Genomic DNA, 18,811 nt, shown 5'->3' with positions numbered 1-18,811 from the left:
CTGCGGTCAGCGTGGTCTTGCCGTGGTCAACGTGGCCAATCGTGCCGATGTTGACGTGCGGTTTTGTACGCTCAAACTTTTCCTTTGCCATGATGGCCTCCTTTTTCGGTAATGAAGGGAGCCCCTGACCGGAGCTCCCTCAAATCTTCGCTTATGCGTATTTCGCCTGGATCTCGTCCGAGATGTTCTGCGGAACCGGATCGTAGTGGTCGAACTGCATGGTGAACTGGGCACGGCCCGACGACATCGAACGCAGGGTGTTGATGTAGCCGAACATGTTCGCCAGCGGAACGAACGCGTCGATCGCGATCGCGTTGCCGCGCGGTTCCTGACCAGACACCTGGCCACGACGCGAGGTCAGGTCGCCGATGATACCGCCGGTATATTCTTCCGGGGTGATCACTTCGACCTTCATGATCGGTTCCAGCAGCTTCGCGCCAGCTTTGCGCATACCTTCACGCATACACATACGGGCCGCGATTTCGAACGCCAGAACGCTCGAGTCAACGTCGTGGAACTTACCGTCCAGCAGGGCAACCTTGAAGTCGATCACGGGGAAGCCAGCCAGCGGGCCGCTATCCATGACCGAGTTGATGCCTTTTTCAACACCCGGGATGTATTCCTTCGGAACGGCACCACCAACGATGCGGCTTTCGAACGAATAGCCTTCGCCCGGCTCGGTCGGCTGGATTTCCAGCTTAACTTCGCCGAACTGACCCGAACCACCCGACTGTTTCTTGTGGGTATAGGTGTGCTCGACCGGCATCGAGATGGTTTCACGATAGGCCACCTGCGGTGCACCAATGTTCGCTTCAACCTTGAACTCGCGCTTCAGACGGTCAACCAGGATGTCCAGGTGAAGTTCGCCCATGCCCTTCATGATGGTCTGACCCGATTCCAGGTCGGTTTCCACACGGAAGGACGGGTCTTCGGCGGCCAGACGGGCCAGACCCTGGGACATTTTCTCCTGGTCGCCCTTGGTTTTGGGCTCGACCGCGATCTCGATCACCGGATCGGGGAAGGTCATGGTTTCCAGAACCACCGGATCTTTCGCATCACAGAGGGTGTCACCGGTGGTGGTGTCTTTCAGACCCGCCAGCGCGATGATGTCGCCTGCAAACGCTTCTTCGATCTCTTCCCGGTTGTTCGAGTGCATCATCATCATGCGACCGATGCGCTCTTTCTTACCTTTGGTCGAGTTCAGGATCGAGTCACCCTTGTTCATGGTGCCCGAGTAGATCCGGGTGAAGGTCAGCGAGCCAACGAAGGGGTCGTTCATGATTTTGAACGCCAGACCCGAGAAGGCCATCTCGTCATCGGCACGACGGGCGATGTCACGAACTTCTTCCTCGTCGCCGGGTTTGAAGCCCATGTAATCGACAACGTCCAGCGGGCTGGGCAGATAGTCGATCACAGCGTTGAGTAGCGGCTGAACGCCTTTGTTCTTGAACGCCGAACCACCCAGAACCGGAACGAACGCGATGTCCAGAGTACCCTTGCGCAGCAGGGCGCGCAGGGTCTCAACGTCGGGCTCATTGCCTTCCAGGTATTCCATCATCGCGTCGTCGTCCATTTCGACGGCCGCTTCGATCATCTTGCCGCGCCATTCGTCAGCCATGTCTTTCAGGCTGTCGCGGATCGGAGCTTTGATCCAGCTTGCGCCCAGATCTTCACCCTGCCACAGCCACTCTTCCATGGTGACCAGGTCGATCAGACCTTCCAGCTCGGACTCGGCGCCGATCGGAATACCAACCGGAACAGCGCGTGCGCCGGTGCGGTCTTCGATCATGCGAACGCAGTTGAAGAAGTCTGCGCCGATCTTGTCCATCTTGTTGACGAAAACCATACGCGGAACCTTGTAGCGGTCAGCCTGACGCCACACGGTTTCGGTCTGGGGCTCAACACCGGCGTTTGCGTCCAGAACGCAGACGGCACCGTCGAGAACCGCCAGCGAACGCTCAACTTCGATGGTGAAGTCAACGTGACCGGGGGTGTCGATGATGTTCAGGCGGTGCTTGGGGGTATCGGCGGTCTGACCGTCCTCGGTGCGTTCCCAGAACGTGGTGGTCGCAGCCGAAGTGATGGTGATGCCGCGTTCCTGCTCCTGCTCCATCCAGTCCATGGTGGCTGCACCATCGTGCACCTCACCGATGTTGTGGGATTTACCAGTGTAATACAGGATACGCTCCGAGCAGGTGGTCTTACCTGCGTCGATGTGCGCCATGATACCGAAGTTACGGTACAGTTCGAGCGGATATTCGCGTGCCATTTTTGATAAGCCTCTGAATTACCAACGGTAGTGGCTGAAGGCTTTGTTCGCCTCGGCCATCTTGTGGGTGTCTTCGCGCTTCTTCACGGCGGTACCGCGGGACTGTACAGCGTCCAGCAGCTCACCGGCGAGGCGTTCTTCCATGGTGTTTTCGTTGCGGCCGCGCGCTGCAGTGATCAGCCAGCGGATGGCCAGTGCTTCGCGGCGCTCGGGGCGGACTTCGACCGGAACCTGATAAGTTGCACCACCAACCCGGCGCGAGCGAACCTCGACCGACGGTTTGATGTTGTCGAGCGCTTCGTGGAACACTTCGACAGGTGCGCGCTTGATCTTGTTCTCAACGCGGTCAAAGGCGTTGTAGACGATGCGCTCTGCGACCGACTTCTTGCCGTCGATCATCAGGTTGTTCATGAATTTGGTCAGAACCTTGTCGCCAAATTTGGCGTCAGGCAGAACTTCGCGTTTTTCGGCGGCGTGACGACGTGACATATCAGCCTCTCCTTCTTACTTGGGACGCTTCGCGCCGTATTTCGAACGACGTTGCTTACGATCTTTGACGCCCTGAGTATCCAGAACACCGCGCAGGATGTGGTAACGCACACCGGGAAGGTCTTTCACACGGCCGCCACGGATCAGAACAACCGAGTGTTCCTGCAGGTTGTGGCTTTCACCGGGGATGTACGAGATCACCTCGAACCCGTTGGTCAGGCGCACCTTGGCAACCTTACGCATAGCCGAGTTCGGCTTTTTCGGTGTGGTGGTGTACACGCGGGTGCAGACGCCGCGTTTCTGCGGGCACTGCTCCAGGTGCATGGACTTCGAGCGTTTTACTTTGGGCTGCCGCGGTTTGCGGATCAGCTGTTGAATAGTTGGCATTCCGGTTTCTTCCCCGTTTTGCAACACACATGACATGCACGCGGGTTGCGTGCGGTTAAATTTGCTGCACTCATGCGTCCACAAGCGCAAAATCCGCGAGCGTTCCCATTCCGAGGTGAACGTCGCGGTTGGTTATCAGAGGGCGCGAACGGCAAAATTGTCCGGGCCTTGACCAGTTCATTTCTGAAATCGGTTATGGGGCGGCCCCCGGTACCGAGATGTCGCGCGTATTAAGGGGAGTCGGCCCAAGTGTCAACAGCACACCCGGTCCGCAGGTCAACTGGCCGTGTTGGGGCGATTTATCAGGGCGTGCTCCGGTTTGGCAATCGTTCCATTCGTTGCAGCCCATCGGATGCGCGGGCATAGTCGCCGCATCGGATGTCCCAGCGGGTGAATCATGCAAATCCTCGGCCTGTGCCGTTTTTCCTTTCCCGCCACTGACGGCTTTCAGATCCTGCATGACACGGTCGAGGACCGGCGGGCCTACCTATACAGCCCCGCCCGGCTGGAAGAACGGTTCCGCCTTTTCGAAACCACCACCCTGCCCTGCTTTCGCGAACAGACCGATCCGGGTTTCGATCTGATCCTGCTGACCGGAACCTGTTTGCCCAAACCCTTTCTTGAGCGACTGCAAGACGTCACGTCCGACGTGCGCCAGATCCGCATTTTCCAGAAGGACGCCGCGCCTCACAAAGCTGTGGTTCGCGACGTTCTGAACACCGCACGCCAGACGCCGGATCAACCCTGCATACAGTTCCGAAATGATGACGACGACGCGGTCTCGGTGGATTTTGTCGAACGGCTGCGCCGGACGGCAAACGACAACGCAGGCCTGATGCAACGGTATGAGAGTGTCGGGATCGACTTCAACTCAGGCTATCTGGCGCGGTTCGGGCCGGGTGGGATTCAGGCCACCGCCGTCATGCGCTCGCTGTTGGCCGTCGGCCTTGGGATGTTTGTTCAGGGCGGCAGCAGCAGAACCATATTCGACCGATTGCACAACCGATTGGCCCGGTTCATGCCAGTGATCAGCCAACCTGATGCGCCGATGTGGGTGCGCGGGCTGAACGGGTTCAACGACTCGCCCCATGCGCGGACGGACAAAACCGAGCTTCGCCCGCTGACGCCGCAGCAAGCCGGGGAATTCATCGCCCGCTTTGCCATCGACTCCGATGCCGTGCAGGCAGCCCACAGCAAAAAACCGGACGACCGGCCATGATGCAGGTTATCGGTCTGTGTCGGTTTTCATACCCTGCCGTTGGCGGCTTTCAAGTCATGCATGACACGATCGAGGATCGGCGGCGTTTTCTCTATGACCCGGTCAGGTTGGAGCAGCGTTTCCACCTTTTCGAAACGCTGACCCTGCCCTGCCTGCGGCACCAGACGGATGAGCGCTTCCAGTTTCTGATCGTTGTCGGCGAGTGTCTGCCCGAACCGGCCCTGCACCGGCTACGCGACATCACGCGGGACCTGCCGCAGGTGCAGATCATCCCCAAACCGCCAAAGCGGCACCGCAAAGTCATGCAAGAGGTGCTGAACGCAGCGCGCAAGGACCCGGACCAGCCCTGCCTGCAATTCCGCCACGACGATGACGATGCCATTGCCATCGATTTTGTCCAACGCTTGCGAGCGGCGGCGCAGGATTGCGGCGGAACCCTGAAACAGCACGACACAGTGGGCATCGATTTCAATAGCGGCTATCTGTTGCATTCCGGGGATGCGGGCGTCTTTACGGCGCAGATTCACCGGCCTTTGGTCACGGCCGGTTTGGGCATGTATGTCGCGGCAGGCAACCCAAAATCCATCATGAACTTCACCCACAACAAGATCAGCCGGGTCATGCCGGTCGTCACCCTGCCGGACAGCCCGATGTGGGTGCGCGCACTGCATGCGCATAACGACTCGCCTCAGGCCCGGAAAAACCTGAATGACCTGACGCCTGTCCGACCCGCCGATGAACAGATCCTGCGCCAGCGTTTTGCGATTGATCCGGATGCTCTGCGGCAGGTTCAGTCGTCCGATTGAAGCGACCGCTCGCGCAGGAGCGTGAACAGCCCCGCCACGACAACCAAGGCCGCACCCATCAGCGTGACGCTGTCCGGCCAATCCCCAAAGACAAGCCAGCCCAGACCCAGCGCCCATAACAGGCTGGAATAGCGGAACGGGGCGACAAATCCGACCTCGCCCACCCGCATGACCATCACGCTGAACGTATAACCCATCAGAACAAACACGGCCGCAGCCGCCACCAACCCACCGGTTACATGCGCAACCGGCACCCAGCCTTCGAACACCGAGATGATCGCCGCCGTCACCGTGATTGACAAGGACGTCGCCAGAGTGACCACCATCGAAGGCACCTGTGCCGACATGCGCCGCGTGATCAGATCGCGCACAGTAACCGACAGCATCGCAAGCAGCGCGTAGACCGCATACAGGTTGAACCCCTCGGGCCCCGGTCGGACGATCAGCAGCATTCCGGCGAACCCAATCGCAATGGCGATCATCCGCCGCCAACCGATGCTTTCATTGAAAAACAGCGCCGCCCCCAGCGTCACGGTCAGCGGCAACGCCTGCAAAACCGCCGTCACATTCGCCAGCGGCATGTTTTTCAAGGCCACCAGAAAGAAGAACGTGGCCGACAATTCCGTCAGACACCGCAGGGCAACCAGGATTTTGTCATGCCGCGGAAAGTTCAGATGCAGCGCCCCAAGATGCCGGGCCAGCAGATAGATCAGCACCGTCGCCAGCACACCTCGCATCGCGATCAACTGAAACAAAGGCAGGTCCTGCAGCGCAACCTTCACCAGTGTGTCGTTGACGGTAAAGGCCATCATGCTACCCATCATCAACAGCGCGCCTCTGACATTGGGGGTCATTCTAGTCTGATCCAAATACAAATGCTTTTGGGCATTGGTCTTTCAGGTCGCTGAAATGTCAACTCATCAATCAATGATCTCGCCCAGCATGACGGTGGTGTGGGGAGACACCTGTCCAGGCCAAAAGGGCCTATCCAAAACCCGCAGCACCTGTAAACTGATTGGCACCCGATACAGCCGCAGGCTGCACCGGGCACGGCGTATTTGCCCACACTCGACGCAAATCGCCCGCTTTTCTCAAAAAAAATCCCAAAAATGTGAGGTCATTTTGATTACAGCCGAATATTGCCGTCTATTCGCCCGTTACAACAGCTGGCAGAACTGTTCGCTTATTGCGGCAGCCGGAGCCGTACCTGATCCAACCGACCTTCCAAGAATGCCGTTGCTATAGGTGTCGGCGCACTGAACAAAAAAAGGCCCCGCGCAATCGCGGGGCCTTTTTCAATTGTCTTAAGCGAAACTTACTCGCGGCTTTCCGGGGTTTCCACCAGAACGTCCAGCTCATCCCCCACCATGTCGTCGTCGAATGCCGGGGCGGCCAGAGCAGCGGCGGCTTCGGCTTCTTCCCGACGGGCTTCGATGACCACGTTGTCACGCGACTGCGCGATGTGGCGGACGGCCTGGGTAGCACCACCGGTACCGGCGGGGATCAGACGTCCGACGATGACGTTCTCTTTCAGGCCAACCAGCTTGTCCTTCTTGCCCTGAACCGAAGCCTCGGTCAGAACGCGGGTGGTTTCCTGGAACGAGGCCGCCGAGATGAACGAACGCGTCTGCAGCGAGGCTTTGGTGATCCCCAGAAGGATCGGCTCGCCCTGCGCCGGACGACCACCACGGGCGATGGTCTTCTCGTTGGCTGCGTCGAACTCCTGCTTGTCGACATGCTCGCCTTTCAGAAGGGTGGTGTCGCCTGAATCCAGGATCTCCCACTTCTGCAGCATCTGGCGCACGATGACCTCGATGTGCTTGTCGTTGATCTTCACGCCCTGCAGACGATAGACGTCCTGCACCTCGTCGATCATGTAATCCGCCAGCGCTTCGACACCCATGATGGACAGGATGTCATGCGGAGCCGGGTTACCGTCCATCAGGTATTCACCCTTCTGGATGAAGTCCCCTTCGGCGACCGGGATGTGCTTGCCCTTGGGCACCATGTACTCGATGGTCTCCATGGACTCGTCAGCCGGTTCGATGCTGATGCGGCGCTTGTTCTTGTAGTCGCGGCCAAAGCGCACGTAACCATCGGCTTCTGCGATGATCGCGTGATCCTTGGGACGACGGGCTTCGAACAGTTCAGCCACACGCGGCAGACCACCGGTGATGTCCTTGGTCTTGGCGCCTTCACGCGGGATACGCGCGACAACGTCACCGGCTTCGACCTGCTGACCGTCTTCGACCGACAGGATCGCATCCACCGACATCGGATAGTGAACCGGGTTGCCCGCATCGTTGCGGACCGGCTCGCCATCTTCACCGACCAGAATGATCTCGGGCTTCAGGTCGCTGCCTTTGGGGGCCGCGCGCCAGTCGATCACGATCTTCTGGGTCATGCCGGTTGCTTCGTCGGTCTCGTCGCGGACGGCAAGGCCCGAAACCAGATCGACATATTTCGCGGTACCGGCTTTCTCGGCGATGATCGGCAGGGTGTACGGGTCCCATTCGAACAGCTTGTCGCCACGGGCCACTTTGGTGCCGTCCTTGACGAACAGCTTGGAACCGTAGCCCAGCTTGAAGCTGGCACGCTCTTCGCCGTGCTCGTCGTTGATCACCAGCTTCATGTTCCGGCCCATGACCAGGCTTTCACCTGCGGCATTGACCAGAATCTGCGGGTTCTCGAACGCGACAACGCCTTCCTGGTTGGCTTCCTGGAACGACTGCTGACCACCTTGGGCAACACCACCGATGTGGAAGGTCCGCATCGTCAGCTGCGTACCGGGTTCACCGATGGACTGGGCGGCGATGATGCCGACAGCTTCACCCGTGTTCACCATGGTACCGCGGGCCAGGTCACGACCGTAGCAAGTTGCGCAGACGCCTTCCTCGGACTCACAGGTCAGAGGCGAGCGGATGCGCATCGAGGCAACACCGGCTTCGTCGATGGTGTCCGCCATGCGTTCGTCGATCAACTGACCGGCTGCGACGATCACCTCGTCCGTGCCCGGGCGCAGAACATCGTCAGCAGCGACACGGCCCAGCACACGTTCGGCCAGCGAGGCAACAACCTCACCGTCGTTCACAGCGGCTTCGGCAGTGATCGCACGCTCAGTGCCACAGTCGATCTCACGAACGATGCAGTCCTGCGCCACGTCCACCAGACGACGGGTCAGGTAGCCCGAGTTCGCCGTCTTCAGAGCGGTATCCGACAGACCCTTACGGGCACCGTGGGTCGAGTTGAAGTACTCGAGAACGGTCAGACCTTCTTTAAAGTTCGAGATGATCGGCGTCTCGATGATGTCACCGTTCGGCTTGGCCATCAGGCCGCGCATACCGCCCAGCTGTTTCATCTGAGTGACCGAGCCACGCGCACCCGAGTGGGCCATCATGTAGACCGAGTTCGGTTCCTGCTCGGACCCGTCCTCTGCCCGATCCGACGACGAGATCGTCGACATCATGGCTTCGGTGACGCGGTCGTTACACTTCGACCAGGCATCGACAACCTTGTTATACTTTTCGCCCTGAGTGATCAGACCGTCCATGTACTGCTGTTCAAAGTCCTTCACCTGACCGCGGGTGTCATCAACGATGCCCCACTTGTCGTCCGGAATGACCATGTCGTCCTTGCCGAACGAAATGCCCGCCTTGAACGCTTCTTTGAAGCCCATCGACATGATCTGGTCACAGAAGATGACCGACTCTTTCTGACCGCAGTAACGGTAGACGGTGTCGATCACCTGCTGCACTTCTTTCTTCCGCAGCAGGCGGTTGACCAGTTCGAACGGCGCCTTGTTGTTCATCGGCAACAACGCACCCAGGCGCAAACGGCCCGGTGTGGTTTCATAGCGCTTCTGAACTTCGTTGCCTTCGTCGTCGATCTGCGTGATCCGCGCGGTGATTTTGGTGTGCAGATGCACTTCACCGGCGTCCAGCGCGTGCTGAACTTCTTCGATCGAACCAAAGACCTTGCCTTCGCCCGGCATACCTTCGCGTTCCAGGGTCACATAGTAGAGACCCAGGATCATATCCTGCGACGGAACGATAATGGGCGCGCCGTTTGCAGGCGACAGAACGTTGTTCGTCGACATCATCAGAACACGGGCTTCCAGCTGCGCCTCAAGGCTGAGGGGCACGTGAACCGCCATCTGGTCACCGTCGAAGTCGGCGTTAAAGGCAGAACAGACCAGCGGGTGCAGCTGAATGGCTTTACCTTCGATCAGGACCGGCTCGAACGCCTGGATGCCAAGACGGTGCAGCGTCGGCGCACGGTTCAACATGACTGGGTGTTCGCGGATCACCTCGTCGAGGATATCCCACACTTCGGGACGCTCTTTCTCGACCAGTTTCTTCGCCTGTTTCACGGTCGAAGACAGACCCTTGGCCTCAAGGCGCGAGTAGATGAACGGCTTGAACAGTTCCAACGCCATCTTCTTGGGCAGGCCACACTGGTGCAACTTGAGTTCCGGGCCGGTCACGATGACCGAACGGCCCGAGAAGTCGACGCGCTTACCCAGAAGGTTCTGACGGAAGCGGCCCTGCTTACCTTTCAGCATGTCCGACAGCGATTTCAGCGGACGCTTGTTGGCGCCGGTGATCACGCGGCCACGACGGCCGTTGTCGAACAGAGCGTCAACGGATTCCTGCAGCATCCGCTTTTCGTTGCGGACGATGATGTCAGGCGCGCGCAGTTCGATCAGACGCTTCAGACGGTTGTTTCGGTTGATCACGCGGCGATACAGATCGTTCAGATCCGAAGTCGCAAAACGGCCACCATCCAGCGGAACCAGCGGACGCAGTTCTGGCGGAATGACCGGGATCACGGTCATCACCATCCATTCAGGCCGGTTGCCCGACTCGAGGAAGGATTCAACAACCTTCAGACGCTTGATGATCTTCTTGGGCTTCAGTTCGCCGGTTGCTTCGGCCAGATCAGCGCGCAGCTGCTCGGCTTCGGCTTCCAGATCGATCTGGGCCAGCATCTCACGGATGGCTTCCGCACCGATATTGGCGGTGAACGCGTCCATGCCATAGGCATCCTGCGCGTCCATGTACTCTTCTTCGGTCAGCATCTGGCCGTAGGTCAGGTCGGTCAGACCGGGCTCGATGACAACGTAGTTTTCAAAGTACAGAACGCGTTCCAGATCGCGCAGCGTCATATCCAGCATCAGACCGATGCGGGACGGCAGCGATTTCAGGAACCAGATGTGCGCAACGGGCGCGGCCAGTTCGATATGGCCCATACGCTCGCGGCGGACTTTCTGCAGGGTGACTTCCACACCGCATTTCTCGCAGACAACGCCGCGATACTTCATCCGCTTATACTTGCCGCACAGACATTCGTAATCTTTGATCGGGCCAAAGATACGCGCGCAGAACAGGCCGTCACGTTCAGGCTTGAACGTCCGGTAGTTGATGGTTTCGGGTTTCTTGATCTCGCCATAGGACCAAGACAGGATCCGCTCGGGCGACGCCAGCGAGACCTTGATCTCGTCGAAAACCTTGGGCGGCGTCAGCGGGTTGAACGGGTTGTTGGTGATTTCCTGGTTCATTTGTTACCTCAAATCTTGCGGAAGGGGGGACGGGAGAAAGGGCAGCGCCCTTACTCCTCAACCTCCGCATCCAGGAGTTCCATATTCAGGCCGAGGCCACGGACTTCTTTCACCAGAACGTTGAACGATTCCGGTACGCCCGCTTCAAAGTTATCCTCGCCCTTGACGATCGACTCATAGACCTTGGTCCGGCCAGCGACGTCATCCGATTTCACCGTCAGCATCTCCTGCAGGGTGTAGGCGGCGCCGTAAGCTTCCAGAGCCCAGACTTCCATCTCACCAAAGCGCTGACCACCGAACTGCGCCTTACCACCCAGCGGCTGCTGGGTCACCAGGCTGTACGGCCCGGTTGAACGCGCGTGGATTTTGTCATCCACCAGGTGGTGCAGTTTCAGCAGGTACTTGATGCCCACGGTGACCGGACGCGCGAATTGCTCACCGGTACGACCGTCGAACAGAACCGACTGACCGCTTTCCGAGAAGCCCGCACGCACCAGCGCATCGTTGACGTCTGCTTCCTTGGCGCCGTCGAAGACCGGGGTTGCGATCGGAACACCGCGGGTCACGTTACCCGCAGCTTCGATCAGGCCATCCTCGTCCAGACCGGTGATGCCTTCTTCGTAGACATCTTCGCAATAGGCCAGCTTCATCGCTTCGCGCACCGGGGTCAGATCGCCGGACCGGCGATATTCACCCAGAGCCTCATCGATGTTCAGACCCAGACCGCGCGCGGCCCAACCCATATGGGTTTCAAGGATCTGACCTACGTTCATACGCGAAGGCACACCCAGCGGGTTCAGACAGAAGTCTACCGGAGTACCATCGGCTAGGAACGGCATGTCTTCCATCGGAACAACCTTGGAGATCACACCTTTGTTCCCGTGACGACCGGCCATCTTGTCGCCCGGCTGCAGCTTACGCTTCACGGCGATGAAGACTTTGACCATCTTCATCACACCCGGCGGCAGGTCGTCGCCACGACGGACTTTCTCGACCTTGTCTTCGAAACGAGCGTCCAGAGCGCGTTTCTGCACTTCGTACTGCTCGTTCAGAGCCTCAACGATCTGTGCGTCCTGCTCGCCTTCCAGCGCCAGCTGCCACCACTGACCACGGGTCAGGGTTTCCAGCAGATCTTCGGTGATCACCGACCCTGCCTTGACGCCTTTCGGGCCTTTGACAGCGGTTTTGCCCAGGATCAGGCCCTGCAGACGCGCATAGATGTTGCGGTCAAGGATCGCCAGCTCGTCGTCCCGGTCACGGGCCAGACGTTCGACTTCCTCACGCTCGATCTGCAGCGCACGCTCGTCTTTTTCGACGCCGTGACGGTTGAAAACGCGGACCTCAACGACCGTACCGTAATCGCCCGGCTTCACGCGCAGCGATGTGTCGCGCACGTCAGATGCTTTTTCACCAAAGATGGCGCGCAGCAGCTTTTCTTCCGGGGTCATCGGGCTTTCGCCCTTCGGAGTGATCTTGCCGACCAGAATATCGCCCGGCTCAACATCCGCGCCGATGTAAACGATGCCGGCCTCGTCGAGGTTGCGCAGCGCTTCTTCACCGACGTTGGGGATGTCGCGGGTGATCTCTTCCGGGCCCAGCTTGGTGTCACGGGCGGCGACTTCAAATTCCTCGATATGGACCGAGGTAAAGACGTCGTCACGCGCGATACGCTCCGAGATCAGGATAGAGTCTTCGTAGTTGTAACCGTTCCACGGCATGAACGCGACGACCACGTTCTTACCAAGGGCCAGTTCACCCATATCGGTCGACGGACCGTCGGCAATAACCTCGCCCTTCTGGACGGTGTCACCCACCTTGATCAGCGGACGCTGGTTGATGCAGGTGTTCTGGTTCGACCGCTGGAATTTGCGCAGACGATAGATGTCAACGCCAGCGTCGCCCAGTTCCAGATCTTCGGTGGCGCGGATAACGATACGCTGGGCATCGACCTGGTCGATGATACCGGCGCGTTTCGCCTGAATCGCAGCACCCGAGTCGATCGCAACCTTTTCCTCGATCCCGGTGCCGACCAGCGGCGCTTCGGCGCGCAGCAGCGGAACCGCCTGACGTTGCATGTTCGAGCCCATCAGAGCGCGGTTGGCGTCATCATTTTCAAGGAACGGGATCAGCGATGCAGCGACCGAGACCAGCTGCTTCGGCGACACGTCGATCAGGTCCACATTCTCACGCGGGGCAAGGGTGTAGTCACCGGCCTGGCGGGTCGACACCAGATCGTTGATGAACTTGCCATCAGCGTCCAAGGTCGCGTTCGCCTGCGCCACGGTGTGACGCATTTCCTCGGTCGCGGACATGTAGTGAACCTCATCGGTCACCTCGGCGTCTTTGACGACGCGGTAGGGTGTTTCGATGAAGCCATACTTGTTCACGCGGGCAAAAGTGGCCAGCGAGTTGATCAGACCGATGTTCGGACCTTCGGGCGTTTCAATCGGGCACATCCGACCATAGTGGGTCGGGTGTACGTCGCGCACCTCAAAGCCTGCGCGCTCACGCGTCAGACCACCGGGGCCAAGCGCCGAGAGGCGGCGTTTGTGGGTGACTTCCGACAGCGGGTTGGTCTGGTCCATGAACTGCGACAGCTGCGACGAGCCAAAGAATTCACGAACAGCAGCCGCAGCCGGTTTCGCGTTGATCAGATCCTGCGGCATGACGGTGTCAATCTCGACCGACGACATACGCTCTTTGATCGCGCGCTCCATGCGCAGCAGGCCAACGCGGTACTGGTTTTCCATCAGTTCGCCGACCGAACGCACACGACGGTTGCCGAGGTGGTCGATATCGTCCACGTCGCCTTTGCCGTCACGCAGCTCAACCAGCGCCTTGATGCAGGCCACGATGTCTTCGCGACGCAGGGTGCGCAGGGTGTCCGGCGCGTCCAGAGCCAGACGCATGTTCATCTTCACGCGGCCAACGGCGGACAGGTCATAGCGTTCGCTGTCGAAGAACAGGGTGTCGAACAGAGCGGACGCAGCCTCGACGGTCGGCGGCTCACCCGGACGCATGACGCGGTAAATGTCCATGAGCGCGCTTTCGCGGTTCATGTTCTTGTCCTGCGCCATAGTGTTGCGCATGTACGGACCAACATTGACGTTGTCGATGTCCAGAACCGGAATGTCGGTGATACCCGCGTCGATCAGCTCTTTCGCGGTGCCACCGATCAGGTCGCCGTCCTTGTCGTATTCCAGCGTCAGCTCGTCACCAGCTTCAACATAGATCGCACCGGTTTCTTCGTTGATGATGTCCTTGGCGACATATTTGCCAACGATGTGATCGAACGGAACCAGCAGGTCGGTAACGGTGCCTTCGTCGATCAGCTTCTTGACCGCGCGCGGGGTGACCTTCTTGCCTGCTTCGGCAATCACTTCACCGGATTTGGCGTCAACCAGATCATAGGTCGGACGGGTGCCGCGTACACGCTCGGGGAAGAACGGCGTGACCCAACCCTTCTTCTTGTCCAGCTTGTAGGACACGGTGTTGTAATACGCGTCCATGATCGCTTCCTGGTCCAGACCCAGCGCATAAAGCAGGGTCGTCACAGGCAGCTTACGGCGACGGTCGATACGGGCGAACACGATGTCCTTGGCGTCGAACTCAAAGTCCAGCCAGCTGCCGCGATACGGGATGATGCGGCAGGCAAACAGCAGCTTGCCCGAGGAATGGGTCTTGCCCTTGTCGTGGTCAAAGAACACACCGGGCGAGCGGTGCATCTGGGACACGATCACACGCTCGGTGCCGTTCACGATGAACGTCCCGTTCGGTGTCATCAGGGGCATATCGCCCATGAACACGTCCTGTTCCTTGATGTCTTTGACCGATTTCGCGCCGGTGTCCTCATCGACATCAAACACGATCAGACGCAGAGTAACCTTCAGCGGCGCGCTGTAGGTCATGTCGCGCTGCATGCACTCTTCGACGTCGTATTTCGGCTTTTCCAGATCGTATTTCACGAACTCCAGAACGGAGGTTTCGTTGAAATCCTTGATCGGGAAAACCGACTGGAACACGCCTTTGATGCCTTCGCCGTCGGTGGGCTGCTCTGCATCGCCGGAGCGCAGGAAAAGATCATAAGAAGATTTCTGAACCTCAATGAGGTTCGGCATTTCCAGCACTTCGCGGATTTTGCCGTAATATTTACGAAGACGTTTCTGGCCAAGGAACGTTTGAGCCATGTCAGATGTCACCTTTCGATGTTCTCAGCGGGCAAAGACACCGTCGGGCCCCGGCATCTTGCACAATCGAGACAACACGTCCGGATCAATTCATGGCCACCGTCCCGAAGGCGGCCTCCCGATCCGAAAACCGTGTCTTAGAAAACGCCCCCATGATTGAGGCCCTTTCTAAGACAGGTTCGGCTGGACCCGGATTTCTCCGGACCCAGCCAAAATTTCAGGCGCATCAGCGATGCACCGGTAAGCAGGCTTAGGCCAGCTCGACCTCGGCGCCAGCTGCTTCCAGCTTGGCTTTGACTTCTTCGGCTTCTGCCTTGTCAACGCCTTCTTTGATCTTGCCGCCAGCTTCGACCAGTTCCTTGGCTTCTTTCAGGCCCAGACCGGTGATGCCGCGAACTTCTTTGATCACGTTGATTTTCGAAGCGCCGGCGTTCTTCAGAACGACGTCGAATTCGGTTTTCTCTTCCTCAGCTGCGCCACCGGCGTCGCCACCGGCTGCCATGACAACTGCGCCGCCAGCTGCGGGCTCGATGCCATATTCGTCTTTGAGGATGGTTTTCAGTTCTTGTGCTTCCAGCAGGGTCAGACCCACGATGCTTTCTGCGAGTGCTTTCAGATCAGCCATTTTATCAGCTCTTTCCGTTTACAGTGTGTGTTCCAACGTCAGGGGGTTTCCCCTACGCAGATCATTCAGTGCCAACCGCTTACGCAGCTTCCGCCTTCTCTTCGATGGTGGAAAGGATGCTTGCGATGTTGCTTGCAGGTGCGCCAATCGCGCCGGCGATGTTCGAAGCAGGTGCGCCAATGCAGCCCACGATCGAAGCAATAAGCTCCTCGCGAGACGGCATTTTCGAAACTGTTTCGACGCCTTTGCGGTCCAGAGCGTTCTCACCCATTGCACCACCAAGAATCTCAAAATTCTTGTTATCCTTGGCGAAGTCCTCGGCCACCTTGGCTGCTGCCACGGGGTCCTCGGAATAGGTCAGAACGGTCATCCCTGTCAGCAGGTCGGCCATGCTTTCACACGGCTTACCCTCAAGGGCGATTTTGGCGAGCCTGTTCTTGGCAACACGCACGGCACCACCCGCGTCACGAGCACGTGCGCGAAGGTCCTGCATCTCGGCAACTGTCAGACCGGCGTAGTGAGCAACCACTACGACGCCAGAGCTTTCGAAGATTTGGCCGAGTTCCTCGACCACTTTCTCTTTCTGGGCTCTATCCACAGTTCTCTCCAAGTTAGGGGCGATACCTCACCCCGGCTCATATTTGCCGCAGCTTTCGCTCCGGCGTTCAGGTCCGTTATTACGGGATTGGCCAAAACGCGCCCGAGGGTGGGACCCTCAGAATTCTTTGGTCTTACCCGTCTCAGGCAGGGAATTAAGGGGCCGATTGGCACCACCCACCGTCTTGGACGAAACGAAAGAAAGCGCACGACGAATCGCACGCTTTATTCCGCAGGTCTACTTAGGGCAGACAGGTCCGGTTTCCAAGGGCTAAATTGCACGTACCAGCGATCTATCGCCCGTATGTCCGGTTCGGGCGAACCATTGACACGATTGCACCGCTCTTGTCTTGTCAGACCCGCCGCCGGGGCACAGAAATTCAGACGCAGATTTGCGAGACCATGCCAACACTTACGATTTCCGAATACGACATGGCCCGCGAGTTTGCCAACGAATTTGCGCGCGATCACCTGCGCGACCGCATCACCGGGCTTCACAGCGTCTACCGATCACATGGCTTCCCCGGTTCGCGCTTTGTGATGAAGGTCGAAACACCGTCGCAGAACTATGCGCTGAAGATCGACACCATCTCACCCGAATCCGGACGGCTGCCCAACGAATTCCAGGTGCTGACCCGCGTGCACGATCATTTCCGACGGCACGAGACCGCCCGCGTGGTCCGCCCGGTATTCCTGTCGCCCGGCGGCGCGTTCATGGTCACCGAATATGTCGACCGCCCCACCGCCGTCGATGTGATCTACAACAGCACCGACGATAAACAGGTTGCCCAGATCTACCGCCGCAGCGGGTCGTGGCTGCATCACCTGCACAGCATCCAGAAGCCGACCGACTACGCGTTCCGACCGCGCTGGATGACCGACAACATCCGCGAACTGTCAACACTCGTTCCCCCCGATATCGCCCGGATCAGCCAGCCCATGGTCGAGGCTTTCTTGGCCGAAGCCGCACGCCTTCGAAACCGGCCCGACCTGCGCGTGTTCTCGCACGGAGATTTCCACGGCCTGAACCTGATCATGGGTCAAGGCACCACTATCGGGCTGGATTTCACCGAAGCACGGGACAAGCTGGCCGTCTATGATATCGTGGATTTCCTGAAAGCGGACATATTCCGGGACGGCCCCAAGCCCGAGGTTGACCGAAGCGGCATCCTGAAAACCAACAAACAAATGTTCTTCAAACTCTACCGCCACCCTATCGACATGGAGATCCTGGATTGCTGCCTGCGCGGTCGCCTGCTGAAAGACTGGCTGCGCCTGTGGCGGCCGGATTTCATGTGCAGCCAGTTTGAGGAGCGCAAGCGCGACCGCCTGGAAACCCGCTTACGTCAAATCTTTCTGTAACGCCTGAGGCAAAGAAAAACCCGGGCCGTTCGCACGACCCGGGTCCATTTTCTAGTGACTGAAAGCCGGGGCTTATTCGCCCGCAGCAGCCGCCACGTCCAGAGTCACGCCCGGGCCCATGGTCGAGCTCAGCGCGATTTTCTTCATGTAGGTGCCTTTGGCACCCGACGGTTTAGCTTTGGCTACGGCCGAGATGAAGGCACGGACGTTTTCGACCAGCTTGGCTTCGTCAAACGACGCTTTGCCAACACCGGCGTGCACAACGCCGCCTTTTTCCGCCTTGAACTGAACTTCACCGCCCTTGGCTGCTTCCACGGCTGCTTTCACATCCATGGTCACGGTGCCGACCTTGGGGTTCGGCATCAGGTTGCGGGGGCCCAGAACCTTACCCAGACGACCGACGATCGGCATCATGTCCGGGGTGGCGATGCAGCGATCGAATTCGATGGTGCCGCCCTGAATGGTTTCCATCAGGTCCTCTGCGCCAACGATATCTGCGCCTGCTTCTTTCGCTTCGTCAGCTTTCGGGCCGCGCGCAAAAACTGCAACACGCATCGCTTTGCCGGTGCCGTTCGGCAGGCCGACAACGCCACGAACCATCTGGTCCGCGTGACGGGTGTCAACGCCCAGGTTCATCGCGATCTCGATGGTCTCGTCGAATTTCGAGGTTGCATTGCCCTTGACCAGAGCAACCGCATCTTCAACCGACAGGTTTTCCTTGCCGGCGACAGCTTCGCGCGCAGCGCGGGTACGTTTACCGAGTTTTGCCATCTTACTTCACCTCGATGCCCATAGAGCGGGCCGAGCCCAGGATGATCTGCATTGCGCCTTCGACGTCGTTGGCGTTCAGATCTTTCATTTTGGCTTCGGCGATTTCACGAACCTGCTTCGAGGTCACGGTTGCCACAGTCTCACGACCGGGGTTTTCCGCACCGCGGGGGCGGTTACGCTTGCCAACCGGCTTCAGGCCAGCCGCTTTTTTCAGGTAGTAAGACGCGGGAGGCGTCTTGATGTCCATGGTGAAGGACTTGTCCTGATAATAGGTGATCACGGTCGGGCACGGAGCGCCGGGCTCCATGTCTGCGGTCTTGGCGTTGAACGCCTTGCAGAATTCCATGATGTTGATGCCGCGCTGACCCAGAGCGGGGCCAACTGGCGGCGACGGGTTCGCCTGACCTGCAGGAACCTGCAGCTTCATTGTACCAGCAAGCTTCTTGGCCATTTGGTTTTCCTTTCAACTAAGGTGAAACGCGTTCCACCCAGATTATGTTGCGTGGTCCGATCCGGGATCGCGATCCCAGCAACCTCCCACG

Annotated in this window: 14 protein-coding genes; 3 read left to right on the top strand and 11 right to left on the bottom strand. The window is 58.8% G+C overall.

Going from position 1 to position 18,811, the window contains the following annotated elements:
• From ACR0E6_RS20165 to rpsL, 4 genes are all read right to left on the bottom strand, one after another.
• Positions 1 to 91, bottom strand: a 91-nt coding sequence (locus ACR0E6_RS20165) for a GTP-binding protein (RefSeq protein WP_215675807.1), incomplete at its 3' end; no start/stop codon positions are given.
• Positions 92 to 151: 60 nt separating this feature from the next.
• Positions 152 to 2,269, bottom strand: coding sequence for an elongation factor G (gene fusA / locus ACR0E6_RS20160; protein WP_480586628.1), 2,118 nt, complete (start codon positions 2,267 to 2,269; stop codon positions 152 to 154).
• Between the two features lie 18 nt (positions 2,270 to 2,287).
• A complete protein-coding gene (rpsG, locus tag ACR0E6_RS20155; RefSeq protein ID WP_039529242.1) occupies positions 2,288 to 2,758 on the bottom strand; it encodes a 30S ribosomal protein S7 in 471 nt (156 codons plus the stop codon).
• A 15-nt stretch (positions 2,759 to 2,773) separates the two neighbouring features.
• Complete coding sequence (gene rpsL, locus ACR0E6_RS20150; protein ID WP_005621086.1) at positions 2,774 to 3,145, bottom strand: 30S ribosomal protein S12; 372 nt, start codon at positions 3,143 to 3,145, stop codon at positions 2,774 to 2,776.
• A gap of 397 nt (positions 3,146 to 3,542) precedes the next feature.
• Between rpsL and ACR0E6_RS20145 the strand changes: the two genes are divergently transcribed.
• Positions 3,543 to 4,364, top strand: coding sequence for a putative rhamnosyl transferase (locus ACR0E6_RS20145; protein WP_480586625.1), 822 nt, complete (start codon positions 3,543 to 3,545; stop codon positions 4,362 to 4,364).
• A complete protein-coding gene (locus tag ACR0E6_RS20140; protein ID WP_480586622.1) occupies positions 4,361 to 5,170 on the top strand; it encodes a putative rhamnosyl transferase in 810 nt (269 codons plus the stop codon). Before ACR0E6_RS20145 ends, ACR0E6_RS20140 begins: the two co-directional genes overlap by 4 nt.
• On the opposite strand, the gene ACR0E6_RS20135 is transcribed toward ACR0E6_RS20140, so the two are convergent.
• The 5 genes from ACR0E6_RS20135 to rplJ all read right to left on the bottom strand — a co-directional run bounded on the left by ACR0E6_RS20135 (position 5,155) and on the right by rplJ (position 16,137).
• A complete protein-coding gene (locus ACR0E6_RS20135) occupies positions 5,155 to 6,024 on the bottom strand; it encodes a DMT family transporter (RefSeq protein ID WP_480586619.1) in 870 nt (289 codons plus the stop codon). The genes ACR0E6_RS20140 and ACR0E6_RS20135 overlap by 16 nt on opposite strands.
• Before the next feature lie 461 nt (positions 6,025 to 6,485).
• Positions 6,486 to 10,727, bottom strand: coding sequence for a DNA-directed RNA polymerase subunit beta' (gene rpoC / locus ACR0E6_RS20130; RefSeq protein ID WP_480586616.1), 4,242 nt, complete (start codon positions 10,725 to 10,727; stop codon positions 6,486 to 6,488).
• 50 nt (positions 10,728 to 10,777) lie between these two features.
• Positions 10,778 to 14,914, bottom strand: coding sequence for a DNA-directed RNA polymerase subunit beta (gene rpoB, locus ACR0E6_RS20125; RefSeq protein ID WP_480586612.1), 4,137 nt, complete (start codon positions 14,912 to 14,914; stop codon positions 10,778 to 10,780).
• A 250-nt stretch (positions 14,915 to 15,164) separates the two neighbouring features.
• A complete protein-coding gene (gene rplL / locus ACR0E6_RS20120; RefSeq protein ID WP_008755409.1) occupies positions 15,165 to 15,539 on the bottom strand; it encodes a 50S ribosomal protein L7/L12 in 375 nt (124 codons plus the stop codon).
• 79 nt (positions 15,540 to 15,618) lie between these two features.
• Positions 15,619 to 16,137: a 50S ribosomal protein L10 gene (gene rplJ, locus ACR0E6_RS20115; RefSeq protein ID WP_170335589.1), complete on the bottom strand. Its 519-nt coding sequence runs from the start codon at positions 16,135 to 16,137 to the stop codon at positions 15,619 to 15,621.
• Positions 16,138 to 16,538: 401 nt separating this feature from the next.
• On the opposite strand from rplJ, the gene ACR0E6_RS20110 reads away from it, so the two are divergent.
• Positions 16,539 to 17,498 carry a phosphotransferase family protein gene (locus ACR0E6_RS20110; RefSeq protein WP_480586609.1) on the top strand — a complete coding sequence of 320 codons (960 nt, stop codon included), beginning with the start codon at positions 16,539 to 16,541 and terminating at the stop codon, positions 17,496 to 17,498.
• Positions 17,499 to 17,570: 72 nt separating this feature from the next.
• Here the strand turns inward: ACR0E6_RS20110 and rplA are convergent, their stop codons facing one another.
• Together rplA and rplK are read right to left on the bottom strand one after the other, a co-directional pair.
• Complete coding sequence (gene rplA, locus ACR0E6_RS20105) at positions 17,571 to 18,269, bottom strand: 50S ribosomal protein L1 (RefSeq protein ID WP_170455063.1); 699 nt, start codon at positions 18,267 to 18,269, stop codon at positions 17,571 to 17,573.
• A 1-nt stretch (position 18,270) separates the two neighbouring features.
• Positions 18,271 to 18,720 carry a 50S ribosomal protein L11 gene (gene rplK / locus ACR0E6_RS20100; protein WP_010440985.1) on the bottom strand — a complete coding sequence of 150 codons (450 nt, stop codon included), beginning with the start codon at positions 18,718 to 18,720 and terminating at the stop codon, positions 18,271 to 18,273.
• Positions 18,721 to 18,811: the final 91 nt, after the last annotated feature.

The sequence above is a fragment of the Ruegeria sp. AP12 genome (assembly GCF_056540025.1).
The sequence above is the reverse complement of the archived record's forward strand: the minus strand, read 5'-3'. Positions and strand labels throughout refer to the sequence as shown.

What these genes read in the sequence shown, in the direction of transcription:
- fusA (WP_480586628.1), bottom strand. Translation starts at nt 2,269, where the DNA reads ATGGCACGCGAATATCCGCTCGAACTGTACCGTAACTTCGGTATCATG.
- rpsG (WP_039529242.1), bottom strand. Translation starts at nt 2,758, where the DNA reads ATGTCACGTCGTCACGCCGCCGAAAAACGCGAAGTTCTGCCTGACGCC.
- rpsL (WP_005621086.1), bottom strand. Translation starts at nt 3,145, where the DNA reads ATGCCAACTATTCAACAGCTGATCCGCAAACCGCGGCAGCCCAAAGTA.
- ACR0E6_RS20145 (WP_480586625.1), top strand. Translation starts at nt 3,543, where the DNA reads ATGCAAATCCTCGGCCTGTGCCGTTTTTCCTTTCCCGCCACTGACGGC.
- ACR0E6_RS20140 (WP_480586622.1), top strand. Translation starts at nt 4,361, where the DNA reads ATGATGCAGGTTATCGGTCTGTGTCGGTTTTCATACCCTGCCGTTGGC.
- ACR0E6_RS20135 (WP_480586619.1), bottom strand. Translation starts at nt 6,024, where the DNA reads ATGACCCCCAATGTCAGAGGCGCGCTGTTGATGATGGGTAGCATGATG.
- rpoC (WP_480586616.1), bottom strand. Translation starts at nt 10,727, where the DNA reads ATGAACCAGGAAATCACCAACAACCCGTTCAACCCGCTGACGCCGCCC.
- rpoB (WP_480586612.1), bottom strand. Translation starts at nt 14,914, where the DNA reads ATGGCTCAAACGTTCCTTGGCCAGAAACGTCTTCGTAAATATTACGGC.
- rplL (WP_008755409.1), bottom strand. Translation starts at nt 15,539, where the DNA reads ATGGCTGATCTGAAAGCACTCGCAGAAAGCATCGTGGGTCTGACCCTG.
- ACR0E6_RS20110 (WP_480586609.1), top strand. Translation starts at nt 16,539, where the DNA reads ATGCCAACACTTACGATTTCCGAATACGACATGGCCCGCGAGTTTGCC.
- rplA (WP_170455063.1), bottom strand. Translation starts at nt 18,269, where the DNA reads ATGGCAAAACTCGGTAAACGTACCCGCGCTGCGCGCGAAGCTGTCGCC.
- rplK (WP_010440985.1), bottom strand. Translation starts at nt 18,720, where the DNA reads ATGGCCAAGAAGCTTGCTGGTACAATGAAGCTGCAGGTTCCTGCAGGT.